Genomic DNA, 24,373 nt, shown 5'->3' with positions numbered 1-24,373 from the left:
CCGCTCCGGGTGCTGGCCGCCCCCGTTCCCCCGCTCAAAGCCATTGGCGCTTCGCGCCTCGTCCTCAAACGCCGGACGGGCTGAAAGTTTTAGCCCCTCCGGCGTTTGAGGAGCGGGGTCTGGGGCGGAGCCCCAGTTCGGGAAGGGGCGGGTCTGGGGCGCCCCGCGAGGGACTCAGCGCAGGCGGCGGGCCCCCGGGGAAGCCTCGGCCTCGAACACCCGAGGCGGAGCGAACCCGGCGGCCTCGAACGCCGCGGCCACCGCCTTGCCGACCCCCTCCGCCACCCCGGACTCCACGAGGACGACCGCGGAGCCCCCGAACCCGCCCCCGGTCATGCGCGCGCCCAGCGCCCCGCCCGCGACCGCGGCATCGACGACGAGGTCCAGCTCGGGACAGGAGATCCGCAGGTCGTCCCGGAGGGAGGCGTGCCCTTCGGTGAGCACGGGCCCGACCCCCCGCACATCACCCGCGGCCAGCAGCGCGGCGACCCGGCCGACCCGGTGGTCATCACGGACGACGTGCCGCACACAGGCCCGTACCTGCGCGTCGTCCAGGCGCCGCAGCGCGGAGTCGAGGTCGGCGTACGGCACGTCCCGCAGATGGGACACGCCGAGCGCCCGCGCCCCCGCCTCGCACGCCGCGCGCCGCTCGGCGTACGCCCCGTCGCCGAGCGTGTGCCGCACGCGGGTGTCGACGACGAGCAGGCGAAGGCCGTGCGCGGCGAGGTCGAGGGGGACCTGCCGCACGGACAGGTCGCGGCAGTCGAGGTGCAGGGCGTGCCCGGCCTCGCTGACGGCGGCGGCCATCTGGTCCATGACGCCGCAGGGGACGCCGACGAAGGCGTTCTCGGCGCGCTGCGCGAGCAGCGCCAACTCCCGCCGGGTCAGGTCGAGTTCGTACAGGTCGCACAGGGCGAGGGCGGTGACGACCTCCAGGGCGGCCGACGACGAGAGGCCCGCGCCCGTCGGCACCGTCGACGCCAGGTGCAGATCGGCGCCGCCGACCGCGTGCCCGGCCTCGCGGAGCGCCCAGACGACGCCCGCGGGGTAGGCGGCCCAGCCGCCGCTGTCGGACAGCGGCTTGAGGCCGGGGACGGGCAGCTCGACGAGGGGGCCCTGGACGTCGGCGGAGTGCAGGCGCAGCGTTCCGTCGTCGCGGCGGGCCACCGCGGCGACCGCGGTGTGCGGCAGGGCGAGCGGCATCACGAAGCCCTCGTTGAAGTCGGTGTACTCGCCGATGAGGTTGACGCGGCCCGGCGCCGCCCACACCCCGTCGGCCTCGTACCCGTACAGGGCGGTGAAGTCCTCGGCGACGGCTGCCGCGTCCATGGGGTTACTCCTTCCGCTGGGCGAAGGCCCAGGCGTCGGCGACGATGCCCGCGAGGTCGGAGCGGGCGGGCCGCCAGCCGAGGCGTTCGTGCGCGGTGGCGGCGGAGGCGACGAGGACCGCGGGGTCGCCGCCCCTGCGCCCGGCGACGATCTCGGGGATCGGGTGTCCTGTGACCTGGCGGACGGTCTCGATGACCTCGCGCACGGAGAAGCCGCTGCCGTTGCCGAGGTTGCAGATGAGGTGCTCGCCCGGGGCGGCGGCGGCCAGGGCGCGCAGATGGGCGTCGGCGAGGTCGGCGACGTGGATGTAGTCGCGGACGCAGGTGCCGTCGGGGGTGTCGTAGTCGTCGCCGAAGACGGAGATCGCCTCGCGCCTGCCCTGGGCGACCTGGAGGACCAGCGGGATGAGGTGGGACTCGGGGTCGTGGCGCTCGCCGAACTCGCCGTAGGCGCCCGCCACGTTGAAGTAGCGCAGGGACACCGCGCCCAGGCCGTGGGCCACGGCCTCGCCGCTGATCATGTGGTCGACGGCGAGCTTGGAGGCGCCGTAGGGCGAGGTCGGGGCGGTCGGGTCGGTCTCCTTGATGAGGGCGCTCACGGGCTCGCCGTAGGTGGCGGCCGTGGAGGAGAAGACGAGCTTGCGCACGCCCGTGTCGCGCATCGCGGCGAGCAGCGCCATGGTGCCGCCGACGTTGTTGTCCCAGTACTTCTCGGGCTTGGCGACGGACTCGCCGACCTGGGACGAGGCGGCGAAGTGCAGGACGGCGTCGTAGGAGCGGTCCAGCCATTTGGCGGCGTCGCGGATGTCGCCCTCGACGAAGGCGGCGCCCGCGGGGACGCCCTCGCGGAAGCCGGTGGAGAGGTTGTCGAGGACGGTCACCTCGTGCCCGGCCTCGAGCAGATGTTGCGCGACGACGCTTCCGACATAGCCCGCGCCGCCCGTGACCAGGTACTTCGCACTCATCAACTAGCTACCTCTCGCAGTCGCTCGGCCGCGGCCTCCGGCGGCACGTCATTGATGAACACACTCATGCCGGATTCGGAACCCGCGAGGAATTTCAGCTTGCCGGAAGTGCGGCGAATGGTGAAAAGCTCTAGGTGGAGCGCGAAGTCGTCCCGGTTGACGCCCTCCTGTTCGGGCGGGAGCGTGAAGGGCGCCTGGTGCCAGGCCGCGATGTAGGGCACCGGCGGCTCGCCCTCGCCGAAGATCCGGTCGAATCGCTTGAGGAGTTCCAGGTAGACCCGGGGGAACTCCGCGCGCGCCGCCTCGTCGAGGCCGAGCAGGTCGGGGACGCGGCGGTTGGGGTAGAGGTGCACCTCGTAGGGCCAGTGCGCGGCGTACGGCACGAAGGCCAGCCAGTGCTCGGCGGCCAGGACGACGCGCTGTCCGGCCCGCTCCCTCGCCACCACGTCGTCGAAGAGGTTGCGCCCGCCGGTGTCCCGCTTGTGCGCGGCCAGGGAGCGCAGCATCAGGGCCGTGCGCGGGGTGGTGAAGGGGTAGGCGTAGATCTGGCCGTGCGGGTGGCCGAGGGTCACGCCGATCTCCGCGCCCCGGTTCTCGAAGCAGAACACCTGCTGGACGGCGGGCAGGTGGGACAGCTCGGCGGTGCGGTCGGTCCAGGCCTCGAGGACGAGCCCGGCCCGCTCCTCGGTGAGGTCGGAGAAGGACAGCGTGTGGTCGGAGGTGAAGCAGACGACCTCGCAGCGGCCCGCGTCGCCCGCGAGGGAGGGGAAGCGGTTCTCGAAGACCACCACGTCGTACGCCGAGTCCGGGATCTCGGTGAGGTGCTCGCCGCTGGTGGGGCACAGGGGGCACTGGTCGGCCGGGGGGTGGTAGGTGCGGCCCTGGCGGTGCGAGGCGATCGCGACGGCGTCGCCAAGGAGGGCGTCGCGGCGGATCTCGGCGGTGGTCGCGACGGGGGCGAGCGGCCGCCGGTCGGGGGCGGTGCGCGTGGTGTCGTCGCGCGCGTCGTAGTAGATGAGCTCACGACCGTCGGCGAGACGCGTCGACGTCTTCTTCACGTGGGGGGCTCCTCATCGCGCCCGTCAACACAACCGAACACAACAAACCACAAGCCAACAGTAGCGTCAATGGGCGGCGGCGCCAGGCCCTGCCGCCCATGGGTCAGCCTCAGGCCCAACCTCAATCAAACAAAGAACATCACCAGAACTGTTCACGGGCCCCACGGACGCCTAGCCCTCGCGGGGCGCCCCAGGCCCACCCCTTCCCGATCCGGGTGCGGCTGCCCCCGTTCCCCCGCTCAAAGCCATTGGCGCTCCGCGCCTCGTCCTCAAACGCCGGACGGGCTGAAATACCCGCACTGGCGCGCTCGTCCTCAAGCGCCGGACGGGCTGGATCGTCGCCTGCTCGGGCTGTTTTCCCACCCACCCAGCCGCGAGCCGCTAGGTCGGGGGGTGCGGTTGCAGCCGCAGGTGTAAGGGCGGGCGGGTGGGAGACATAGCTCGCCGGGGGGCTCAGGGTTCCGAGTTGTTGACCTGGCCCCCGGCCGGAGGCCGTTCCGCCCGGTCGAGGAGCCCCGTGCGGGCGGCCAGCGCCGCCGCCTCCAGGCGCGAGCCCACGCCGAGTTTCATCAGCACCCGCTGCACATGCGTCCGCGCCGTGCTGGGCGCGATCCCCATCCCGGCCGCGATGAGCCGCGTATCCTCGCCGTCCGCGACCCGCACCAGGACCTCGACCTCACGCGGAGTGAGCATCTGGAGCAGCCGCTGCCCCTCGTCGTCGGGCTGCGCGGCGGGGTTGAGGAGCTCGCTGAAGGCGCCTTGGAGCAATTGGGGTGCGACGGCGGCCTCACCGGCGCGCGCCTTCATGATCGCGCGCTCGACTCCTTCGATGCGCTCGTCGTGCCGTACGTACCCGGACGCGCCGGAGGCGAAGGCCGCCGCGATGCCGCGCGGCGAGGGCACGGGCCCGAGCACCACCACGGCCACCTGCGGACGCTCCCGCTTGATCCGGGTCACGGGGTCGAACATGCCCGGCTCAGCGGGCGTGGCCGTGCCGAGGAGGCACACCTCGGGGGCCCTGCTGATCACCAGGTCCGCCGCGCCCGCGGCGGGCGCCGCGGCCGCGAGCACCCGGTGCCCGCGCAGCTTGAGCGCCGAAGCGAGCGCCTCGGCGAGCAGGCGGTGGTCGTCGACCACCATGAGCCGCACACCCATCGAGCAACCCCCCAAAAGTCCCCCACGGATTTCCCCAAGATCCCCCCACGGACCCGGGGCCCCGGCCCTTCATCCCCCGGAAGCTACACGCTTGTTCGACGTTGCGCTGCCCCTACCGTCCAGATGCAGCCCTGGATGCCGAAATCACTGCCTTTGAGGTAGCGCCTGGACGGGAGTACGGAGAGTGAACGGCGCCGGAGACGGGAACGGCCCCGGACCGTGCGGTCCGGGGCCATGCGCACCCGCTCAGCTGCCGGCGGGAGACCGGCTCACTTCGTGGTGAAGCCGAGCGCGATGTACTCCTTGTCGTCCTTCGAGTACGGCTTGCTGATCAGTTCCTTGCCCATGAACAGGTGGCCGTTCCCGTACAGCATCTCGTTGGACTTCGGGACCATGCCGCTGATGGCGCTGCTGACCGATTCGGTCGCGGGCGTCTCGAGGAGCGTGGTCTCCTTCATCGACGTGCCGTCGAGCGAGACGACCTTGGCGCCCTTGTTGTAGCCGCCGCCCTTGTACGCGAGGACGTTGCCGCCGTCCATGCGGATCGGGAACATCTCGCCGTCGTCGCCCGCGTCGGCGCGGTCCCCCGTGGTCTTCCCCGTGGCCAGCGAGAACGCGATGACCTCATTGGTGAAGCCGTAGCCGGAGCCGCCCGCGTCGTGCTGGCGCGTGGGCACGTACAGCTTGTCGTTGCCGACGACGATCGCGCGGCAGCTGGCGTACTTGTTGACCTCGCAGTCGTGGGAGTACTTGCCGTCCTCCAGCTTGATGCGGGCGCGCAGCTTGCCGCTGTTGCTCAGCGAGAACACGTCGGTGGCACCGCTTGCGGTGATCTCCTCGGTGTCCTGGCCGAAGACGACCGGGCTGGTCGAGATGATCTTGGCGTTGTCGATGCCCGCGGCCAGCGGGTAGGTCCACTTGTCCTTGCCCGTCTTGGGGTCAAGGAGCTGGATCTTGAGCTTGGGGTCGCTGTAGTCGCCGCACTTGCGGACCGCGATGAGCTGGTCGCCGCCCGCGTACCCGGCGTCCTTGCACTTGTCGCCGATCTGCGGCTTCCACAGCAGCTTGCCCGACAGGTCCCAGGCGGCGCCGGTGCCGCCGGTGCCCGAGCCCGCGGCGATGGTGGAGCCGGAGATCACGATCTCCTCGAACTCCACCTTCATGCCGCTGTTGTCGACGTCCTTGGTCCACAGCTTCTTGCCGGTCTTCAGGTTGACCGCCGAGACCTGGCTGCAGTCCGGGTACTTGTCGGCCTTGCTGGCCTTGGCGTTCTTGGCGACCACCGCGGCGATGCCGTCCTTGGTGATCTCCTTGGAGACCGCGCAGGTCTCACCGGTCAGCGGGATCGACCACTGCTCCTTGCCGGAGGCGGGGTCGTAGGCGATGAGGGCGTGGTCCTTGTCCTTGCCCTGGTAGCCGGACTTGACGACCACGTCGTCGGTCAGCCAGGAGCCGCCGACGCTCCACACGTCGTCCTTGGGCACGGCGGGCGCCGGGATCTGGAAGGCCACCTTGGCGCTGGTGTTGGCCGGGGCCTTCTCCTTGGCGGGGCCGTCGGAGGGCTGGTCGTCCTTCCCGCCGTCCTTGCCCTTCTTGTCGTCCTTCTTGGCGCTGGCGCTCTTGTCGTCGTCGCCCTTCTGGGTCGCCGCGTAGATCACGCCGCCGCCGACGATCAGCGCGATCGCGGCGACCGCCGCGACGATGATCGTCATCTGCTTCTTCTTGCCGCCGTCGCCGCCGCCCTGGCCGGGGCCGCCCGGCTGCGGCTGCATCGGCATGGTGGGGGGCTGCGGATAGCCGTACTGCGGCTGGCCGGGGGCCGTCGGCTGCTGGCCCGGGTAGGCGTAGCCGGGCTGCTGGCCGTAGGCGGGCGCGGCGGGCTGCCCGTACGCCGGGGACGCGGGCTGACCGTACGCGGGCGCGGCGGGCTGGCCGTAGGCGGGCGGCGGCGTCTGCGGGGCCGCGGGCGGGGGCGTCTGCGGCGGCTGGGGCGCGTGGGGCTGCTGGGGCGCCTGCGGGTAGCCGTACGGCGCCTGGCCCGGCTGGCCCGCCGGGGGCGGCGGAGCCTGCGGCGGGGCGGCGGGCGGCGGCGTCCCGGGCTGCTGCGGTGCCTGCGGTGCCTGCGGGTAGCCGTAGCCCGGTTCCGGAGCCTGGCCGAAGCCGCCGGGCGGGGGGCTCTGGGGGGCGCCGAAGCCTCCCTGCGGGGGCTCGTTGGGCGGCTGGGGCGGCGGCTGAGTCATGACGTCTTTCCTTGGGGGGACGAGGAGGGGGGAACTAGACGGTGGGGAGGGTCACTTGCCGTAGGCCAGCATCAGCTTCTCGCGGCCCTGCGCGGTGCCGGAGATCCGCGTGGTGGAGAGGTAGAAGCGCCCGTCCACGTAGTCGATCGCCTTCGAGAAGAAGCCGTTCTCGATCCGCGCCGTGCCCTCGGGGTTCTTGAGCAGCGTCTTCGGCGTGTGCGAGCCGCTGGGCGAGATCGACACGACCTGGCCGCCGCTGCTGTACGACGGCTTGACGTACGCCACGAGCGCGCCGCCGTCCGTCTTCACCGGCACCATCGAGGTGTCCGCGGGCGACTTGGCGCGCCAGGCGGCCTTGCCGGTGTTCAGGCCGATCGCCACGATCTCGTTGGCGCCGGTCGTCTGCTTCGTCGGCAGGTACAGGTACTTGTCGTCGGCGGCGACGCCCGCGCAGCCCTGGAGGTCGCGCACCATGATGCCGCCCCAGCCGCACTCCGGCGCGAAGTCCTCGTTGACGCGGACCTCGGAGCGCGTGGCGCTGCTACCCGGCTTGAGGGTGGTGATGTTCCACTTCTTCTTGTCCTCGTTGGTGAGGTAGAGGACGGTCGGCGAGGTCGAGTACACCTTGTCCAGGCGCCAGCCCTTGGGGAACTTCTTCGTCCACTTGGCCTTGCCGGTCTTCGGGTCCAGCTCCTGGATCTCGTCGTGCTCGGTGGGCGTGGACGCCCCGCACGACAGCGCGCGCAGCAGCCGGTCGCCGCCGGTGAAGCCGGCCGGGAAGCAGGTGCCCTCGTCCTTCTTGCGCGAGACGAACAGCTCATCGCCGTCGCTCAGGTCGTAGGCGGTGCCGGACTGCGAGCGGCCGACCATCAGCGTGTCGTCGGTGATGGTGAGGCTGACGCTGAGCGTGGAGTCGAAGAGACCTTCCTCCTTGATCTGCTTCTGCCAGCCCTTGTCGCCCGTCTTCAGGTCGATGACCTGGAGCTGGTCGCACTTGGCGTCGCTCTTCGTGCCGCCCTTGTACGCGATGACGACCTTGCCGTCCTCGCTGGCCTGCCGGGACGCCGAGCAGATCTCCTGCGGCAGCTTGATCGCGTCCCAGGCGGGCTTGCCCGTGTCCACGCGGTAGGCGAGGACCTCCTTGAAGACAGCCTTGACGGCGATGCCGTCCTTGACCCACATGCCGGGGGCGTCGGCGCCCTTGCCGGGGACCTTGGGGGCCTCCTTGTACCAGAGCACCTTGGACTCGCCGGGCTTGCGGCCCTCGTTGAGGTCCTCCTTGCCCGCGTGGCCGTCGCCGCTGCCGTCGCCCGGGTTCACCGGGGCGGAGGCGGTGGGCTTGGGGTCCTTGTTCTTGGACTCGGACTTCTTCTTGTCGTCGTCACCGCCGCTCAGCGCGAACACGGCGACACCGGCGACGAGCAGCGCCGCCACGGCCGCGCCGATGATCACCGCGGGCTTGCCCTTGAAGGGGCTCTTGCCGCCACCGCCGCCGGGCGGCGGCGGGACCGGGCCGCCCGCGTACGGCTGCTGCGGGAAGCCGTAGCCGGGCTGCGCGGGCTGGCCGTACGGTCCCGGCGCCTGCGGCTGCTGCGCGTACGGGCCCGGCTGGGCGGGCTGGCCGTAGGGGCCCGGCTGCTGCGGCGGCTGCTGCGGCTGGCCGTACGGTCCCGGCTGCTGCGGAGCCTGCTGCGGATAGCCGTACGGACCGGCCTGGCCGGGGGCCTGCTGCGGATAGCCGTAGCCGGGCTGGGGCGGCTGCGGCGGGCCCGCGGGGGGCGGCGGCTGCGGTGCGCCCGACTGCCGCGGATCCTGTGGATCCTGTGGAGCTCCGAAGCCGCCGTGCGGCGGCTGGTTGGGCGGCTGAGTCATCAGCGCTTCCCCCTTCACTGATTTTTCGGCACGCCAAGTGGTGCTCAGGCCGACCTTTCTATCACTCTGTTCCGGCCATGGCCGGGACCGGTCCTGACCCTGTTCCCAAGGGAGGACCGGCCCGTGATGCGGTCGTTATGCGATACTCACGCGTTCTCCGCGAGTTCCAGCCAGCGCATTTCCAACTCTTCCCGCTCGCCGACGAGTTCGCGGAGCTCGGCGTCCAATTTCGCCACCTTTTCAAAGTCTGTGGCGTTATCGGCGATCTGCGCGTGGAGCTTGTTCTCCTTTTCGGAGATCTTGTCCAGCTGCCGCTCGATCTTCTGGAGTTCCTTCTTCGCGGCGCGGGCGTCGGCCGCCGAGACCGCCGCCGTCGCCTCCGCGCGGGCGGGGGCCGCGGGCGCGGGGGCGGCCGCCTCGGTCATGCGCTGCCTGCGCTCCAGGTACTCGTCGATGCCGCGCGGCAGCATCCGCATCGTCGCGTCGCCCATGAGCGCGTGCACCCGGTCGGTGGTGCGCTCGATGAAGAACCGGTCGTGCGAGATCACGACCATCGAGCCGGGCCAGCCGTCGAGGAGGTCCTCCAGCTGCGTCAGCGTCTCGATGTCGAGGTCGTTGGTGGGCTCGTCCAGGAACAGCACGTTCGGCTCGTCCATCAGGAGGCGAAGCAGCTGGAGCCTGCGCCGCTCACCGCCGGACAGGTCCCCCACCGGGGTCCACTGCTTCTCCTTGGCGAAGCCGAACGTCTCGCACAGCTGGCCCGCCGTCATCTCCCGGCCCTTGCCGAGGTCGACGCGCTCGCGCACCTGCTGCACCGCCTCCAGGACGCGGATGGCCGGGTCGAGCTCGACCACCTCCTGGGACAGATAGGCGAGCTTCACGGTCTTGCCGACCACGACACGGCCGGCCGCGGGCTGCCGCTCGCCCTCCGAGCGCGCGGCGTCCGCCATCGCCCTGAGCAGGGAGGTCTTGCCCGCGCCGTTCACGCCCACCAGGCCGATGCGGTCGCCGGGGCCGAGCTGCCAGGTCAGGTGCTTCAGGAGCAGCTTGGGCCCGGCCTGGACGGACACGTCCTCCAGATCGAAGACGGTCTTGCCGAGCCGGGTGGTCGCGAACTTCATCAGCTCGCTGGTGTCCCGGGGCGGCGGCACGTCCTTGATCAGCTCATTGGCGGCCTCGACCCGGAAGCGGGGCTTGCTGGTGCGGGCCGGGGCGCCGCGGCGCAGCCAGGCCAGCTCCTTGCGGACGAGGTTCTGCCGCTTGGCCTCCTCGGTGGCGGCGATGCGCTCCCGCTCGGCGCGCGCGAAGACGTAGTCGGAGTACCCGCCCTCGTACTCGAAGACCGTGCCCTTCTGCACGTCCCACATGCGGGTGCACACCTGGTCCAGGAACCAGCGGTCGTGCGTCACGCACACCAGCGCCGAGCGGCGCTCGCGCAGGTGCCGGGCGAGCCAGGAGATGCCCTCCACGTCGAGGTGGTTGGTGGGCTCGTCCAGGACGATCAGGTCCTGTTCGGCGATGAGCAGCTTGGCGAGCGCGATGCGGCGGCGCTCGCCGCCGGACAGCGGGGCGATGACGGTGTCCAGGCCCTGCGGGAAGCCGGGCAGGTCCAGGCCGCCGAAGAGGCCCGTGAGCACGTCGCGGATCTTCGCGTTGCCCGCCCACTCGTGGTCGGCGAGGTCCCCGATGACCTCGTGCCGGACGGTGGCCTCGGGGTCGAGGGAGTCGTGCTGGGTGAGCACCGCGAGCCGCAGGCCGCCGCTGTGCGTGACGCGCCCGGAGTCGGCGTCCTCCAGCTTGGCGAGCATCCGGATCAGGGTGGTCTTGCCGTCGCCGTTGCGGCCCACGACGCCGATCCGGTCCCCCTCGGACACGCCGAGTGAGACGCCGTCGAGCAGGGCACGGGTGCCGTACACCTTGCTGACGTTTTCGACATTGACCAGGTTGACGGCCATTTCACTCCTGACGAGGGGGTGGATCAGCCTTCAAGAGTAGGCCGTGGGGCGGCGAGGCCGAGCCGGGGTCGAACGGTCACTCGATGTGATGACGTGATCGGGAGGGGGTCGCTAACGTGGAGGGGCAGGCCGAAGAATCCCTCGTATGGGAGGAACCATGACCGCCGAGCCCCTTGAGCAGCGTCCCTGGCGGATGCCGCCGCTGGACGGCTACACGGTGGACGACCTGTTCACACTGCCGGATCTCCCGCCGCACACCGAGCTGATCGACGGGAGCCTTGTCCTCGTGAGTCCGCAGCGTGAGTTCCACGCCGATGCGATCGACCTACTGATCGAGGGCCTGCGCCGCACCAAACCAGCCGGGCTGAGGGTAAAACGGGAAATGACCGTCGTCCTGGACAAGCGCAACGGCCCCGAACCCGACATCAGCGTGATCAGCCGGAAGCGCGATCCCGACCAGACGAGATACCGGGCCACCGACCTGGTTCTCGCCATCGAGGTCGTCTCCCCTGAGTCCGAGTCACGCGACCGCACCACCAAGCCAGCCAAGTATGCCGCCGCAGGCATCCCGAACTACTGGCGCGTAGAGCGAGATCCCGACACCTCGGGCCATCCTCTCGTCCACGTATACGAGCTCGATCCGTACTCCCGGACCTACGTCCACACCGGCGTGCACCGTGAACAGGTCAAGCTCAGCGTGCCGTACGACATCGACATCGACCTGACCGCCATCGACGAGCTGTAGCGCAGCGGCCTACAGGACGGTCGCCCCCGCCGCCGGTGCCGTCGCCACCCGTGCCGTCCGGCACGTCCCCGACGCCCGCAGCGCCCCCGCGATCCGCTCGGCGGACTCCGCGTCCTTGGCCAGGAACGCCGTCGTGGGGCCCGAGCCGGAGACGATGCCCGCGAGGGCGCCCGCCTCCGTGCCCGCCTTCAGGGTGTCGGCGAGGGCGGGGAAGAGGGAGAGCGCGGCGGCTTGGAGGTCGTTGGTGAGGGTGGCGGCGAGGGCGACCGGGTCGCCGGTGCGCAGCGCCTCCAGGAGGGGCGCGGACGCCTCGGGGGCGGGCGCGTGTGGGGTGAGCCGGTCGAACTCGCGGTAGACGGCGGGCGTGGACAGGCCGCCGTCGGCGACGGCGAACACCCAGGGGAAGGTGCCGCCCACGGGCAGCTCCTGGAGCTTCTCGCCGCGCCCGGTGCCGAGCGCCGCCCCGCCCACGAGGCTGAACGGCACGTCGCTGCCGAGTTCGGCGCAGAGGTCGAGCAGCTCGTCCCGGGACGCGCCGGTGCCCCACAGCGCGTCGCAGGCGAGGAGGGCGCCCGCGCCGTCCGCGCTGCCGCCCGCCATGCCGCCCGCGACGGGGATGTCCTTGGCGATGTGGAGGTGGACGTCGGCCGGGCGGCCGTACCGCTCGGCGAGCGCGAGGGCCGCGCGGGCCGCGAGGTTCGTGCGGTCCAGGGGCACCTGGGCGGCGTCGGGTCCGGCGCAGGTGATCCGCAGCTCGTCGGCGGGGGTCGCCGTCACCTCGTCGTACAGGCCGACGGCGAGGAAGACGTTGGCGAGGTCGTGGAAGCCGTCGGGGCGGGCGGGGCCCACCGCGAGCTGGACGTTGACCTTCGCGGGCACCCGCACGGTGACGCTCACTGGGCCGCTCACTGGGCCGCCCCCTTGTGCTCGGCGATCCGCGCGAACTCCTCGACCGTCAGGGACTCGCCGCGCGCCTGCGGCGAGACGCCCGCCGCGACGAGGGCCGCCTCGGCCGCGGCGGCGGAGCCCGCCCATCCGGCGAGGGCGGCGCGCAGCGTCTTGCGGCGCTGGGCGAAGGCGGCGTCCACCACGGTGAACACCTCCCGCTGGGACGCGGTGGTCTTGACCGGCTCGGCGCGCCGCACCAGGGACACCAGGCCCGAGTCGACGTTGGGCGCGGGCCAGAAGACGTTGCGGCCGATGGCGCCCGCGCGCTTCACGTCGGCGTACCAGTTGGCCTTCACCGACGGCACGCCGTACACCTTCGAGCCGGGGGCGGCGGCGAGCCGGTCGGCGACCTCGGCCTGCACCATCACCAGGGTGCGCTCGATGCTGGGGAAGGTGGCGAGCATGTGCAGCAGGACGGGCACGGCGACGTTGTACGGGAGGTTCGCGACCAGGGCCGTAGGCGCCGGGCCCGGCAGCTCGCGCACCTGCATGGCGTCGCTGTGGACGAGGGCGAAGGAGCCCGCCTTCGCGGGCAGCCGGGCCTCGATGGTCGCCGGGAGCGCCGCGGCGAGCACGTCGTCGATCTCCACGGCGGTGACGTGGGACGCGGTCTCCAGGAGGGCCAGGGTCAGCGAACCGAGGCCCGGGCCGACCTCCACGACGACGTCGTCGGGGCCGACGTCCGCGGTGCGGACGATGCGGCGGACGGTGTTCGCGTCGATGACGAAGTTCTGTCCGCGCTGTTTCGTCGGCCGGACGCCGAGGGCGGCGGCGAGTTCGCGGATGTCGGCGGGGCCCAGAAGGGCGCCGTGGGTGTCGTGCGCGTCGTGCTCGGTGCTACTCACCGACCCAGGGTAGCTGTGGGGCGCGCCGCGCCCCGCCGCTCCCGGCCGCTCACAGCCGCTTCCCGCAGTGCGGCCAGGGGCTGGCGCCGCGCTGCACGTACAGCTTCTTCGCGCGGAAGGTCTGCTCGGAGGCGGGGGCGTCCTGGGGGCGTCCGGAGCCGCCGAGCCCCTGCCAGGTGCCGGTGTCGAACTGGTAGAGCCCGCCGTAGGTGCCCGACGGGTCCACGGCGTTGGCGCGCCCGCCGGACTCGCAGTGCGCGAGCGCCCCCCAGTTGAGCCCGTCGGCCCCGGGGACGGCGGTCGGCGGGGCCTTGGTGCCGACCTTCACGATCCGCGTCTGCGGCTCCCGCACCACCTCGCTCTTGATCCGCCGCGGCTTCTGCTTCACGCCGTTGACGGTGCGCAGCGCGTACGTGACCCGGCGGGCCCCTGTGTGCCCTGCCTGGACCACGACCTCGGTGCCGCGCAGCAGGGAGGCGTCGTCGGTCTTGCGGACCTCGAAGGGGATGACCTCCTCGCGGACCTCCTTGCGGCCGGAGATCCGCATGACGGTGACGGTCTGCCCGTCGCGCGGGAAGCTGTCGGGCGGCACGGACGTGGTGTCGGAGCCGCGCAGGGTGACGCCGGACTCCTCGACGGCCTCCTGGACGGTGGCCGCGTTCGTGCGGATGGTGCGGGCGCGGCCGTCGGCCATGACGGTCACAGTCCGCTCGGTGCGGACGTCCAGGTCGAGGCCCTCGCGGGCGATGCGCTTGCTGCGCGAGGCGGACAGATAGGCGCCCTCGGCGCGCACGCCGAGCTGCCGCAGCGCGCCGTCGACGGTGCGGGCGGTGGTCCACACCTCGCGCCGGTGGCCGTCGAGGGTGAGCTGGACGGGCCTGCCGTAGCGGACGGCGATCTCGTCGCCGCTGGCGAGGGCGGTGGTGGCGGTGGGCGCCACGATGTCGTGGGCGCCGACGTCGACGCCCTCGTCGGCGAGGAGTTCACCGACGTCGTCGGCGAAGGTGTGCAGGGTGCGGGCCTTGCCGTCGACGCTGAGCTGGATGGCCTTGTCGTTGGCGACGAAGGCGGAGGTGCCGCCCGCGAGGAACGCCACCACGAGGGCCTGCGGCAGCAGGCGGCGCAGCCCTTCGGGCCGGTCGGCGACGCGCTTGCGGCGGGCCGCGCGCCGCGCGCCCGCCCGCCCGGCGCCCCGGCCGCCGTCGGCCTGCCTCGGCAGCAGGGGGGCGTCGTCGGGGGCGGCGGGCTCGGGGTCGGGGTCGGCCGTCGGGGGCGCGTCGGCGGCGGCGATGTCGTGGGCGGGGGCTTCGGGAATGTCAGGGACCTCCGGGGCGCCGGGGCCGTAGGGCTGCGGTCCGGTCTCGTACGACGGGCGGTAGGTGTCCTGGTAGCCGCCGTCGCCCCCATAGCCGTACGCGGCCTCGTACGGCTCGTACGTCCCGCTCGTCTCATACGGCTCGTACGACGGCTGCTGCCCGTACGCGTCGTACGTTCCATACGTCTCGTACTGCGGTTTGCTCACGACGACGCTCCAGCTGACATGTGAACCATCTGACAAGCCACGTGGGGATCGGCTTGCAGAACCTAGCGGAGGCGCCGTCACTCTCCAAAGCAGGCTGACTACTCTGTGTCGCGGTGTTGCCCCGAGCTGTCGGGCCTGGGAACGCTTCGGTCGTTATCGATCAGTAATCAAAGGCGCGCGCCGTGTTCGCCGAGATCGCCGCGGCCATGGCGTCCTCGTCGATGCCCCGCACCTCGGCCATGGCGCGCAGCGTGACCGGAATGAGATAGGGCGCGTTGGGCCGTCCGCGGTAGGGGGCGGGGGTCAGGAAGGGCGCGTCGGTCTCGACGAGGACGAGCTCAAGGGGCGCCACGGCGAGCGCCTCGCGCAGCTGTCCCGCGTTCTTGAAGGTGACGTTGCCCGCGAAGGACATGAAGTAACCGTGCTCCGCGCACACCTCGGCCATCGCGGCGTCGCCGGAGTAGCAGTGGAAGACGGTGCGCTCGGGGGCGCCCTCCTCCTTCAGGACGCGCAGGACGTCGTCGTGGGCCTCGCGGTCGTGGATGACCAGGGCCTTGCCGTGCCGCTTGGCGATCTCGATGTGGGCGCGGAAGGAACGCTCCTGCGCGGCCTTGCCCTCGGGGCCGGTGCGGAAGTAGTCGAGACCGGTCTCGCCGACTCCCTTGACGTGCGGGAGCGCGGCGAGGCGGTCGATCTCGGCGAGCGCCTCGTCGAGCGCCGGGTCGCCGCCGGCGGTCCTCGCGCCCTGACGCGACCAGCCGTCGGGGTCGCCGTGCACGATGCGGGGCGCCTCGTTCGGGTGGAGGGCCACGGCGGCGTGGACGGCGGCGTGGGCGGCGGCGGTCTCGGCGGCCCAGCGGGAGCCCGCCACGTCGCAGCCCACCTGCACGACGGTCGTCACGCCCGCCGCGGCGGCCTTGGCGAGGGCCTCCTCCACCGTCCCCGACTGCATGTCCAGGTGCGTGTGCGAGTCGGCGACGGGGACCCTCAGGGGCGTGGGAGGCGGGGGCGGGGTGGTGTCGGCAGGCATGCCCCGATCCTACGAAGCCCCTCGCGCTCGGCCCGCCCCGCGGTCCCGGAAGGGTCAGCCCCCTCGCGGTCCCGGAAGGGTCAGCCCTCCCTGCGGTCCCGGAAGGGGTGCAGGAGGTCCGAGAGGTGCCAGTGGTGGTGCGTGGGCTCCGCCGTGTCGGCGGCGGTGGAGCCCTCCCGCGTGGGCGCGGGCCCCGCGGGCCGCTGGCGGTGCAGGGACTCCAGCGCGGACCGCACGGTCGACACCTGCCCCGCCCGCATGATCCGCACGACGTGCCCCCCGCAGTTCAGGCAGGTGGGCCGCGTGAGCGGCGACGGCACGCGCTGTCCGCCCGCCAGATACGTGACGAACTGCTGGCCCTTGGCGTCGACGTGGTGCTCGATCTCGTACGACTGCTCCCAGCCGTGCCCGCAGCGCATGCAGGCGAACGCGTAGGACTCATGGACGACGTCGACCGCCGTGCGGTGACCGGTGTCTGCGATCTCACTCATGCGAGCTCCTCTTGTCCGCTGGACAAGCGCCACCGGCCCGGAGTGTCCTCCCCGGACCCGGGCCCGACGGCGAGGGACGGGTGCGTCCCTGAACCCAGTGGACGCCATTCCCGGAGCGGGCGCATCAGACCTGTCCACTGTTGGGCCCGATTTGGCATTCCCATAAGAAATCGGCCTGGTGCGGAGCCCGCGCTTTTGCCTTTCACGATAGTCCTTTGCCAGGCGATGAGCCGCTCGGAGGAATAAAACCCCGGCGCCGGGGCGGCCGCTCAGCGCCGCGGAAAGCGCAGGCAGAACGGATGTGCGCCGGTGTCACGCCGCCCGGCGCACCCGTCTGTCGCACCCGTCCCGCGTCACGCCCCAGGCGCGTGCTTCGCCGCCACCACGGCGTCGAAAACACGCCGCTTCTGCACCCCGGCGTCGGCGGCCACGGCGGCGATGGCCTCCTTGCGCCGCTCCCCCGCCTCCTCGCGGAGGCGCACCCTGCGCACCAGCTCGTCGTCGCCGAGCTCCGCCGCGTCCCGCTCGGGCGCGCCCTCGACGACCACGGTGATCTCGCCGCGCACCCCGTCGGCCGCCCACTCGGCGAGCTCCTTGAGCGGGCCCCGGCGCACCTCCTCGTACGTCTTGGTGAGCTCGCGGCAGACCGCGGCCCTGCGCTCGGCGCCGAAGGCCTCGGCCATCGCGGCCAGCGCCTCGGCGACGCGGTGCGGGGACTCGAAGTACACGAGGGTGCGGCGCTCGTCGGCGGCCTCGCGGAGCCGGGCCAGGCGCTCGCCCGCCTTGCGCGGCAGGAAGCCCTCGAAGCAGAAGCGGTCCACGGGCAGGCCGGAGAGCGCGAGCGCGGTCAGGACGGCGGAGGGGCCCGGCACGGCCGTGACCCGGATGCCCCGCTCGACGGCCGCCGCGACCAGGCGGTAGCCGGGGTCGGAGACCGACGGCATGCCCGCGTCGGTGACGAGCAGCACCCGCGCGCCGCCTTCGAGGGCGTCGGCGAGCTCGGGCGTGCGCGCCGACTCGTTGCCCTCGAAGTACGACACGACGCGGCCGCCGACGCGCGCGCCGAGCGCCTGCGTGAGCCGCTTGAGCCTGCGGGTGTCCTCGGCGGCCACGATGTCGGCGCGCTCCAGCTCGGCGGCGAGCCGGGGCGGCGCGTCCGCGGTGTCGCCGATGGGGGTGCCCGCGAGGACGAGCGTGCCGACGCCGTCGGCCGTGTCGCTCTCGTCGCGTGAGGGGCCTTCGATGCTGCTTCCGGGGCGTGATTCTGCGCTTCCTGTCACTGTTCCATCCTCGCAGGGGCAGGGCGCGGGACTGTCACAGTCTGGTTCCCTACGATGGCGCGGTGACCAGTACCGCGTCGTCCCCGGACACCCGCGAGGGCCCCCGAACCGAGGAACAGCAGCCGTCGCCCTGGCATCGCAGGCTGCGCCGCTTCGGCTACGCGGGGCGCCCCAGAGGCGATGTGCGGGCGCGACTCGTCCCGCCGTTCGCCGCCCCGAGCACCCGGATCTGGGCGTCGCTCGGGGCGGCGCCACAGACCGCGGACCGGCTGGTGCGCTGGTCGGGCTGGGGCGGCCCGCTGCTGGTCGCGCTGGTCGCGGGGCTGATTCGGTTCTGGAACCTGGGCAGCCCGAAGGCGGTGATATTCGACGAGACGTACTACGCCAAGGACGCCTGGGCGCTGCTCCACCGCGGCTACGAGCTGAGCTGGCCCGACAAGGTCAACGACGCGGTCATCCAGCAGGGCGGCGGCATCGACCTGCCGTCCCAGGCGGCGTACGTGGTGCATCCGCCGGTCGGCAAGTACGTGATCGCCGTCGGCGAGTGGCTGTTCGGCTTCGACCCGTTCGGCTGGCGCTTCATGACGGCGGTGCTCGGCACCCTTTCGGTCCTGATGCTGTGCCGGATCGGGCGGCGCCTGTTCCGCTCGACGTTCCTCGGCTGCGTCGCGGGCGCGCTGCTCACCGTGGACGGGCTGCACTTCGTGATGAGCCGCACCGCGCTGCTCGACCAGGTGCTGATGTTCTTCGTACTCGCCGCGTTCGGCTGCTTCCTGGTGGACCGGGACCGGGCGCGTGAGCGCCTCGCGGCGGCGCTGCCCGTGGACGCCGACGGGGTCGCCTACCCCGACCGGGACGTCGCGGAGACCGTGCGCCTGGGGTGGCGGCCGTGGCGGTGGGCGGCGGGGCTCTGCCTCGGGCTCGCCTTCGCGACCAAGTGGAACGGCCTCTACATCATGGTGTTCTTCTGCCTGATGACGGTCCTGTGGGACGTGGGCGCGCGCCGGGTCGCCGGGGCGCGGCGGCCGTACGCGGCGGTGCTCAAGCGGGACGTGCTGCCCGCGTTCGTGGCGACGGTTCCGGTCGCGGTCGCGACGTACCTCCTTTCGTGGCTCGGCTGGATCCTCTCGCCGAGCGACGGCTCCGGCGGCTACTACCGCGACTGGGCGGCGACGGAGGGCAAGGGCGGCTCCTTCACCTGGCTGCCGGACTGGCTGCGCAGCCTGTGGCACTACGAGACCAAGGTGTACGACTTCCACGTCGGCCTGTCCTCGCCGCACACCTACCAGTCCAACCCGTGGAGCTGGATCGTCGACGGCCGCCCCGTCTCGTACTTCTACGAGTCCCCGGCGCCCGGCCAGGACGGCTGCCCCTCCGGCACCAAGGAGAAGTGCGCGCGCGAGGTCCTCGCGCTCGGCACGCCGCTGCTGTGGTGGGCGGCGGGGGCCGCGCTCGTCTACGTGCTGTGGCGGTGGTTCTTCCGCAGGGACTGGCGCGCGGGCGCGATCGTGTGCGGGATCGCCGCCGGGTACCTGCCGTGGTTCATGTACCAGGAACGGACCATCTTCTACTTCTACGCCGTGGTCTTCGTGCCGTTCCTGTGCCTGGCCCTCGCGATGCTGATCGGGGCGCTGCTCGGGCCGCCGGGGTCGAGCGAGCGGCGCCGGGTCGCGGGCGCGGCGGCCGCGGGCGTCCTGGTGCTGCTGATCTTCTGGAATTTCATCTACTTCTGGCCGATCTACACGGGGCAGGCCATTCCGATCGAGTCGTGGCGGTCGCGGATGTGGCTGGATACCTGGGTCTGAAAGGCCTGTTCACACAAAGCCCATATTCCTCTCGCTCCCCGCTCATAAAGTGAGCGCATTCCTGGGGAGGGAGCGCGCATGCGCAAAGGAGCGAAGTGGGCGGCCGTCGGCACGGTGTTCGCCGTCATGGTGGGGGGTGCCGGATACGGCACGTACAACGTGGTGGACGCCCTGGGCGATGACGGCGGCGGCGCGGCGGGGACCTCGTCCGCGCACACGGGTCCGCCAAGCGATCGCGAAGTGCGGGACACCGCGCGGGCGTTCCTGGCGGCGTGGGCCAAGGGCGACGCGGGCACGGCGGCCACGTACACGGACAACAGGGAGGTCGCCGAACGGGCCCTGACCGGCTACCGCGAGGACGCGCACATCCGGCGGGTGCGGCTGACGCAGGGCAGGATCACGGGCGCGCGGGTGCCGTTCTCGGTGCGGGCCACCGTGTCGTACGAGGGCAGGTCCAAGCGCCTGGCGTACGAGTCCTCGTTCCGGGTGGTGCGCGGCAGGACGACCGGGCGGCCGCTGGTCGACTGGCGGGCGTCCGTGGTGCATCCGCGGCTGCACGACGGGGAGAGCCTGGAGACGGGCGAGTCGGCGGCGCCGCCCATCCGGGCCGTGGACAGGAACGGCCAGGTCCTGACGGCGGAGCGGTATCCGTCGCTCGCGCCCGTGCTCGCGCGGCTGCGGGCGGCCTACGGCGAGCGGGCGGGCGGCCGCGCCGGGGTCGAGCTGTCCGTGCGGCGGGCCTCGGCCGACGCCGGTACGGAGACGCTGCTCACGCTCGACAAGGGCAGACCCGGCAGACTGCCGACGACGCTGAGCGCCGCCGCGCAGCGGGCCGCCGAGGACGCGGTGGCCCGGCACCCCCAGTCGTCCCTCGTCGCGGTCAAGCCGAGCACCGGCGAGGTGCTCGCGGTCGCGAACCACCGGAAGGACGAGTTCAACGCCGCCTTCGAGGGCACGCTGGCGCCCGGCTCGACCATGAAGATCGTGACGGCGGCGATGCTCATCGACGCGGGCGTCACCACGGCGAACGGCCCGGCCCCGTGCCCGGCGACGGCGACCTGGCAGAGCCAGACCTTCCACAACCTCAAGGGCCTCGCGCCCGACGCCGGTGCCACGCTCGCGGACAGCTTCGCCCGCTCCTGCAACACGGCGTTCGTGAAGCTCGTCGACGAGAAGCCGCTCACCGACGCCTCCCTGGCCCGGGTGGCGCGGGTCAACTTCGGCCTCGGGCGCGGCGACTGGCGCACCGGCATCCGCTCGGCGGACGGCTCCGTGCCCGAGTCCGGCGGGCCCGACCGGGCGGCGAACGCCCTCGGCCAGGGGCAGGTGCAGCTCAATCCGCTGAACCTGGCGTCGGTGACGGCCACCGCGACGACCGGTGCCTTCCGCCAGCCGGTGCTCGTACCGAAGTCGTATCTGGAGGGGGACGTGGCCACCGCGCGCGGCCTGTCGGGCCGTACGGTCGCGCAGCTGCGCCAGATGATGCGGCGCACCGCCGTCTCGGGCACCGGCGCGCGGGCGATGGCGGGCCTCGGCGGGGACGTCGGCGCGAAGACAGGATCGGCGGAGGTCGACGGACAGGCGCGGCCCAACAGCTGGTTCACCGGCTACCGCGGCGACATCGCGGCGGCCGCGGTGGCCCAGGAGGGCGGGCGCGGCGGGGACGCGGCGGGTCCGATCGTGGCGGCGGTGCTGCGCGCGGGCGGCTGACCCGGGGCTGACGGCACCTCAGCTCGCGGCGGCCGCGCGGGGGTACGGAAGGACGCCGGATCGCCCGAACCGATGACACCCCGGAGCGTGCCCCTCTGGCGAGTCGCTAGGTTGGGCTGTTGGTGAGTGAGGTGTGCGGGGGCCGAAGGGGAAGTGCGGAGGGTTCGTGGGCAAGAGAAGACGCGTCACCGAGAGCAAGAAGGTGCACCCTGGAGTGCTCGGCGGCGCGGCTGTCGCGCTCGTGTGCGGGGCGGGGTTCGCGGGGTACGGCCTGTTCGGGGGCGGTGGGGACGGCGCGGACGGCAAGGTCGACGAGAAGCAGGTCGCGCACGGGCCGCCGACGCCCGCCGAGGTGCGCGCCACCTCGCGGGCGTTCCTGACGGCGTGGGCGAAGGGCGACGCGGCCCGGGCGGCCGCGCTGACCGACGACCGGGACGCGGCACGGGCCGCCCTCACCTCGTACCGGAAGGACGCGCGCGTCACCAAGGTGCGGCTGACGCCCCAGAAGCCCGCGACGCGCGCGAGCGCCAAGGTGGCGTTCAAGGCGGCGGCCACGGTGACGCACAAGGACACGAGCAAGCCGTACGCGTACCGCTCCGAGCTGACCGTGGTGCGCCGCGCGGACGACGGCAAGACGCTGGTGGCCTGGCGTCCTTCCGTCGTCCACCCGGAGCTGAAGCCGGGCGACCGCCTGGTCACCGGTGAGGCGGGCGACCCGCCGATCAAGGCCCTGGACCGCGGCGGCGGCCCGCTGACGGCCGCGAAGTACCCCTCGCTCGGCACGGTCCTCGACGGTCTGCGCGAGAAGTACGGCAAGAAGGCGGGCGGCACGGGCGGCATCGAGCTGCGGATCGTCCGCAAGGACGCGCATGACGCGGCGCGCACGAAGACCAAGAGCGACGACGCGAAGGTCACCCCGGACAAGACGCTCCTGACGCTGGCCCCCGGCACCCCGGGCACGCTGAAGACGACGATCAGCCCGAAGGCGCAGGCCGTGGCGGAGCGCGAGACGGCCAAGCGGAAGCGCGCCTCGGTGGTGGTGGTCAAGCCGAGCACCGGCGAGATCCTGGCCGTCGCCAACTCCAATCCGGGCGGCTTCAACACGGCCTTCCAGGGCTCCCTCGCGCCCGGCTCCACGATGAAGGTCGTCTCGTCGTCGATGCTGCTCGAGAAGAAGCTGGCGCGCGTCGACCGGAGGCACCCCTGCCCCAAGTACGAGACGTACGGCGGCTGGAAGTTCCAGAACGACAACAAGTTCCAGATCAAGGGCGGCACGTTCCGGGAGAGCTTCGCGCGCTCCTGCAACACCGCCTTCATCAGCCAGGCGAAGAAGCTCTCCGACGACGACCTGACGAAGCAGGCCAGGGACGTCTTCGGGCTCGGCGACGACAACTGGTCGATCGGCGTCTCGTCCTTCGACGGCGCGGTGCCCGTGCAGTCCCACGCGCAGATGGCGGCCTCGCTCATCGGCCAGGGCGGGGTGCGGATGAACCCGCTGAACATGGCGTCGGTGGCGGCGACGGTCAAGTCCGGCACGTTCCGGCAGCCGTACCTGGTCTCGCCCGACCTGGACAAGCGGAAGCTGGCGACGGCCGCGCGGAAGATGTCGCCCGCGACGGCGTCCGCGCTGCGGGAGCTCATGCGCCACACGGCGGTCGCGGGCACCGCGGTCAAGCCCATGGCGGGCCTCGGCTCCGACTCCGGCGCGAAGACCGGATCCGCCGAGGTGGACGGCCAGAAGAAGCCCAACGGCTGGTTCACGGCCTACCGAGGGGACGTCGCCGCGGCGGCGGTGGTGCTGCAGGGCGGCCACGGCGGCGAGGCCGCGGGGCCCGTGGTGCGGGCGTCGCTGCTCGCGGGCGGCTGAGGCGCGGACCGGGGGCGGGCCCCGGGCCCGCCCCCGATACCCGCTCGCGTGGTGGCTACACGCACCGCTAGCGTGCGCCCCATGAGCACTACGGACCACACGGACAGCGCACCTGACGACTCCCCCGCACACCCGCGGTTCCTCGCCGCCCTGCGCGAGTTGGGGCTCGACGAACTCCCCGCGCGCGTGCGCCGGTTCCCCGACCGGACCCGCACCGCCGCCGAGGCCGCCGCCGCGATCGGCTGCTCGCTCAGCCAGATCTGCAAGTCCCTGGTCTTCGCCGCGGACGGCGTGCCCGTCCTGGTCCTCATGGACGGGGCGTCCCGCGTCGACGTGGAGCGGGTGCGCGCCGAGCTCGGCGCGCGCCGGGTCACCCGGGCCGACGCGAACGCCGTCCGCGAGACCACCGGGTACGCGATCGGCGGCGTGCCGCCCTTCGGGCACGCCACGGCGACCCGGGTCCTCGCCGACCGCTCGCTGCTCGCCCACGACGTCGTCTGGGCGGCCGCGGGCACCCCCTACACGGTCTTCCCCATGGCGCCCGAGGCCCTCGTCGCCCACGCCCGCGGCACCCTGGTGGACGTGCGCGAGGACGCCGCCGGAACCGCTTCGTGACGCCGCTGGTCGCCACGGCCGTCCTGCTCGCCGCCGTCACGCACGCCAGCTGGAACGCGCTCGCCCACCACATCACCGACAAGCTCGTCGCGTTCACCCTGATATCCGGGGGCGGCGCCCTGATCGGGCTCGGGCTCGCCCCCTTCACCTCCGTGCCCGCCGCCGGTGCCTGGCCCTACCTGCTGCTCTCCGCCGCCCTGCACATCGGCTACTACGCCCTGCTCATGTGGTCCTACCGGCTCGGCGACTTCGGGCAGGCCTACCCCATCGCGCGCGGCACCGCCCCGCTGGTCGTGACCGTCCTCGCCGCCGTCTTCGCGGGCGAGGTGCCCGGCGGCTGGCAGGCCGCCGGGGTCGCCGTCTGCTCCGCCGGGCTCACCGGGCTCGCCCTGTGGGGCATCCGGGGCTCCGGGCGCCGCCCCGACTGGGTGGCCCTCGGGGCGGCGCTCGCCACCGGCGTCTCCATCGCGGCGTACACCGTCGTGGACGGGCTCGGGGTGCGGGCGTCGGGGTCCGCCCTCGGCTACGTCGCCTGGCTGATGCTCGTGCAGGGGCTCGTCGTCCCGCTGTACGCGGTGTGGCGCTGGCGCGGGGATTCGATGGCGCGGCTGCGGCCCGCCGCCGGGCTCGGGCTGCTCGGCGCGGTCCTCTCCGTGGGGGCGTACGGGCTTGTCCTGTGGGCCCAGACGCGGGCCGACCTCGCGCCCATCTCGGCGCTGCGGGAGTCTTCGATCATCGTGGGGGCGGCGATCGGGGCGGTGTTCTTCAAGGAGCGGTTCGGGGCGCCGCGGATGCTGGCGGCGGGGGTGATGGTGGCGGGGATCGGGTTGATGCTGCATGCGGGGTAGCCCTGCCGGGGGCCTCCCCCACCCCGCCCCTTCCCGAAACCGGGGCTCCGCCCCGGACCCCATATCGGCGCTCCGCGCCTCGTCCTCAAACGCC

At 72.7% G+C, this 24,373-nt stretch carries 19 protein-coding genes; 6 read left to right on the top strand and 13 right to left on the bottom strand.

Features of this window, described 5'->3' with window-relative positions:
• Window positions 1-174 precede the first annotated feature (174 nt).
• The 7 genes from galK to AC07A4_RS20995 all read right to left on the bottom strand — a co-directional run bounded on the left by galK (window position 175) and on the right by AC07A4_RS20995 (window position 10,573).
• Window positions 175-1,329, bottom strand: coding sequence for a galactokinase (galK, locus tag AC07A4_RS21025; protein ID WP_478600757.1), 1,155 nt, complete (start codon window positions 1,327-1,329; stop codon window positions 175-177).
• 4 nt (window positions 1,330-1,333) lie between these two features.
• Entirely contained in the window at window positions 1,334-2,293 is a 960-nt protein-coding gene (gene galE, locus AC07A4_RS21020) for a UDP-glucose 4-epimerase GalE (protein WP_478600755.1), read from the bottom strand.
• Entirely contained in the window at window positions 2,293-3,351 is a 1,059-nt protein-coding gene (gene galT, locus AC07A4_RS21015; RefSeq protein WP_478600752.1) for a galactose-1-phosphate uridylyltransferase, read from the bottom strand. The genes galE and galT overlap by 1 nt, the downstream gene beginning before the upstream one ends.
• Window positions 3,352-3,804: 453 nt before the next feature.
• Entirely contained in the window at window positions 3,805-4,506 is a 702-nt protein-coding gene (locus AC07A4_RS21010; RefSeq protein WP_478600750.1) for a helix-turn-helix transcriptional regulator, read from the bottom strand.
• Between the two features lie 269 nt (window positions 4,507-4,775).
• A complete protein-coding gene (locus AC07A4_RS21005; RefSeq protein ID WP_478600747.1) occupies window positions 4,776-6,746 on the bottom strand; it encodes an outer membrane protein assembly factor BamB family protein in 1,971 nt (656 codons plus the stop codon).
• Window positions 6,747-6,797: 51 nt separating this feature from the next.
• Window positions 6,798-8,618, bottom strand: a complete 1,821-nt coding sequence (locus tag AC07A4_RS21000; RefSeq protein ID WP_478600744.1) for an outer membrane protein assembly factor BamB family protein — start codon at window positions 8,616-8,618, stop codon at window positions 6,798-6,800.
• Window positions 8,619-8,764: 146 nt separating this feature from the next.
• The gene (locus AC07A4_RS20995; RefSeq protein WP_478600741.1) at window positions 8,765-10,573 is read right to left on the bottom strand and encodes an ABC-F family ATP-binding cassette domain-containing protein; all 1,809 of its coding nucleotides are present in this window, start codon (window positions 10,571-10,573) and stop codon (window positions 8,765-8,767) included.
• A 157-nt stretch (window positions 10,574-10,730) separates the two neighbouring features.
• Between AC07A4_RS20995 and AC07A4_RS20990 the strand changes: the two genes are divergently transcribed.
• The gene (locus AC07A4_RS20990) at window positions 10,731-11,318 is read left to right on the top strand and encodes a Uma2 family endonuclease (RefSeq protein WP_478600739.1); all 588 of its coding nucleotides are present in this window, start codon (window positions 10,731-10,733) and stop codon (window positions 11,316-11,318) included.
• 9 nt (window positions 11,319-11,327) lie between these two features.
• Here AC07A4_RS20990 and AC07A4_RS20985 read toward each other — a convergent pair whose 3' ends face one another.
• The 6 genes from AC07A4_RS20985 to rsmI form a co-directional block, all read right to left on the bottom strand.
• A complete protein-coding gene (locus AC07A4_RS20985; RefSeq protein WP_478601069.1) occupies window positions 11,328-12,215 on the bottom strand; it encodes a 4-(cytidine 5'-diphospho)-2-C-methyl-D-erythritol kinase in 888 nt (295 codons plus the stop codon).
• Window positions 12,216-12,223: 8 nt separating this feature from the next.
• On the bottom strand, window positions 12,224-13,111 hold the full coding sequence (rsmA, locus tag AC07A4_RS20980; RefSeq protein ID WP_478600737.1) for a 16S rRNA (adenine(1518)-N(6)/adenine(1519)-N(6))-dimethyltransferase RsmA: 888 nt from the start codon (window positions 13,109-13,111) through the stop codon (window positions 12,224-12,226).
• Window positions 13,112-13,160: 49 nt separating this feature from the next.
• Complete coding sequence (locus AC07A4_RS20975; RefSeq protein ID WP_478600735.1) at window positions 13,161-14,633, bottom strand: ubiquitin-like domain-containing protein; 1,473 nt, start codon at window positions 14,631-14,633, stop codon at window positions 13,161-13,163.
• A 160-nt stretch (window positions 14,634-14,793) separates the two neighbouring features.
• Window positions 14,794-15,663 (bottom strand): TatD family hydrolase, encoded by an 870-nt coding sequence (locus AC07A4_RS20970; RefSeq protein WP_478600732.1) that lies wholly within the window; start codon window positions 15,661-15,663, stop codon window positions 14,794-14,796.
• A gap of 80 nt (window positions 15,664-15,743) precedes the next feature.
• Window positions 15,744-16,154 (bottom strand): hypothetical protein, encoded by a 411-nt coding sequence (locus tag AC07A4_RS20965; protein ID WP_478600729.1) that lies wholly within the window; start codon window positions 16,152-16,154, stop codon window positions 15,744-15,746.
• Between the two features lie 353 nt (window positions 16,155-16,507).
• Window positions 16,508-17,398 (bottom strand): 16S rRNA (cytidine(1402)-2'-O)-methyltransferase, encoded by an 891-nt coding sequence (gene rsmI, locus AC07A4_RS20960; protein WP_478601067.1) that lies wholly within the window; start codon window positions 17,396-17,398, stop codon window positions 16,508-16,510.
• Between the two features lie 98 nt (window positions 17,399-17,496).
• Here rsmI and AC07A4_RS20955 point away from each other — a divergent pair, with 98 nt between their 5' ends.
• The 5 genes from AC07A4_RS20955 (at window position 17,497) to AC07A4_RS20935 (ending at window position 24,279) form a co-directional block, all read left to right on the top strand.
• Window positions 17,497-19,239, top strand: a complete 1,743-nt coding sequence (locus AC07A4_RS20955; RefSeq protein WP_478600726.1) for a dolichyl-phosphate-mannose--protein mannosyltransferase — start codon at window positions 17,497-17,499, stop codon at window positions 19,237-19,239.
• 78 nt (window positions 19,240-19,317) lie between these two features.
• Window positions 19,318-20,949, top strand: a complete 1,632-nt coding sequence (locus AC07A4_RS20950; protein WP_478600724.1) for a penicillin-binding transpeptidase domain-containing protein — start codon at window positions 19,318-19,320, stop codon at window positions 20,947-20,949.
• A 166-nt stretch (window positions 20,950-21,115) separates the two neighbouring features.
• A complete protein-coding gene (locus AC07A4_RS20945) occupies window positions 21,116-22,816 on the top strand; it encodes a penicillin-binding transpeptidase domain-containing protein (protein ID WP_478600722.1) in 1,701 nt (566 codons plus the stop codon).
• Window positions 22,817-22,897: 81 nt separating this feature from the next.
• Entirely contained in the window at window positions 22,898-23,431 is a 534-nt protein-coding gene (locus AC07A4_RS20940) for a YbaK/EbsC family protein (RefSeq protein WP_478600720.1), read from the top strand.
• Window positions 23,428-24,279: an EamA family transporter gene (locus AC07A4_RS20935; protein ID WP_478600718.1), complete on the top strand. Its 852-nt coding sequence runs from the start codon at window positions 23,428-23,430 to the stop codon at window positions 24,277-24,279. The genes AC07A4_RS20940 and AC07A4_RS20935 overlap by 4 nt, the downstream gene beginning before the upstream one ends.
• The last annotated feature ends 94 nt before the right edge of the window (window positions 24,280-24,373 follow it).

The sequence above is a fragment of the Streptomyces sp. NPDC043996 genome, assembly GCF_056435225.1.
This window is presented reverse-complemented; position numbering and strand designations above follow the sequence as displayed.

Excerpts from the sequence above, each read along its gene's own strand:
- galK (WP_478600757.1), bottom strand. The coding sequence starts at position 1,329 with ATGGACGCGGCAGCCGTCGCCGAGGACTTCACCGCCCTGTACGGGTAC.
- galE (WP_478600755.1), bottom strand. The coding sequence starts at position 2,293 with ATGAGTGCGAAGTACCTGGTCACGGGCGGCGCGGGCTATGTCGGAAGC.
- AC07A4_RS21010 (WP_478600750.1), bottom strand. The coding sequence starts at position 4,506 with ATGGGTGTGCGGCTCATGGTGGTCGACGACCACCGCCTGCTCGCCGAG.
- AC07A4_RS21005 (WP_478600747.1), bottom strand. The coding sequence starts at position 6,746 with ATGACTCAGCCGCCGCCCCAGCCGCCCAACGAGCCCCCGCAGGGAGGC.
- AC07A4_RS21000 (WP_478600744.1), bottom strand. The coding sequence starts at position 8,618 with ATGACTCAGCCGCCCAACCAGCCGCCGCACGGCGGCTTCGGAGCTCCA.
- AC07A4_RS20995 (WP_478600741.1), bottom strand. The coding sequence starts at position 10,573 with ATGGCCGTCAACCTGGTCAATGTCGAAAACGTCAGCAAGGTGTACGGC.
- AC07A4_RS20990 (WP_478600739.1), top strand. The coding sequence starts at position 10,731 with ATGACCGCCGAGCCCCTTGAGCAGCGTCCCTGGCGGATGCCGCCGCTG.
- AC07A4_RS20970 (WP_478600732.1), bottom strand. The coding sequence starts at position 15,663 with ATGCCTGCCGACACCACCCCGCCCCCGCCTCCCACGCCCCTGAGGGTC.
- AC07A4_RS20965 (WP_478600729.1), bottom strand. The coding sequence starts at position 16,154 with ATGAGTGAGATCGCAGACACCGGTCACCGCACGGCGGTCGACGTCGTC.
- AC07A4_RS20950 (WP_478600724.1), top strand. The coding sequence starts at position 19,318 with ATGCGCAAAGGAGCGAAGTGGGCGGCCGTCGGCACGGTGTTCGCCGTC.
- AC07A4_RS20940 (WP_478600720.1), top strand. The coding sequence starts at position 22,898 with ATGAGCACTACGGACCACACGGACAGCGCACCTGACGACTCCCCCGCA.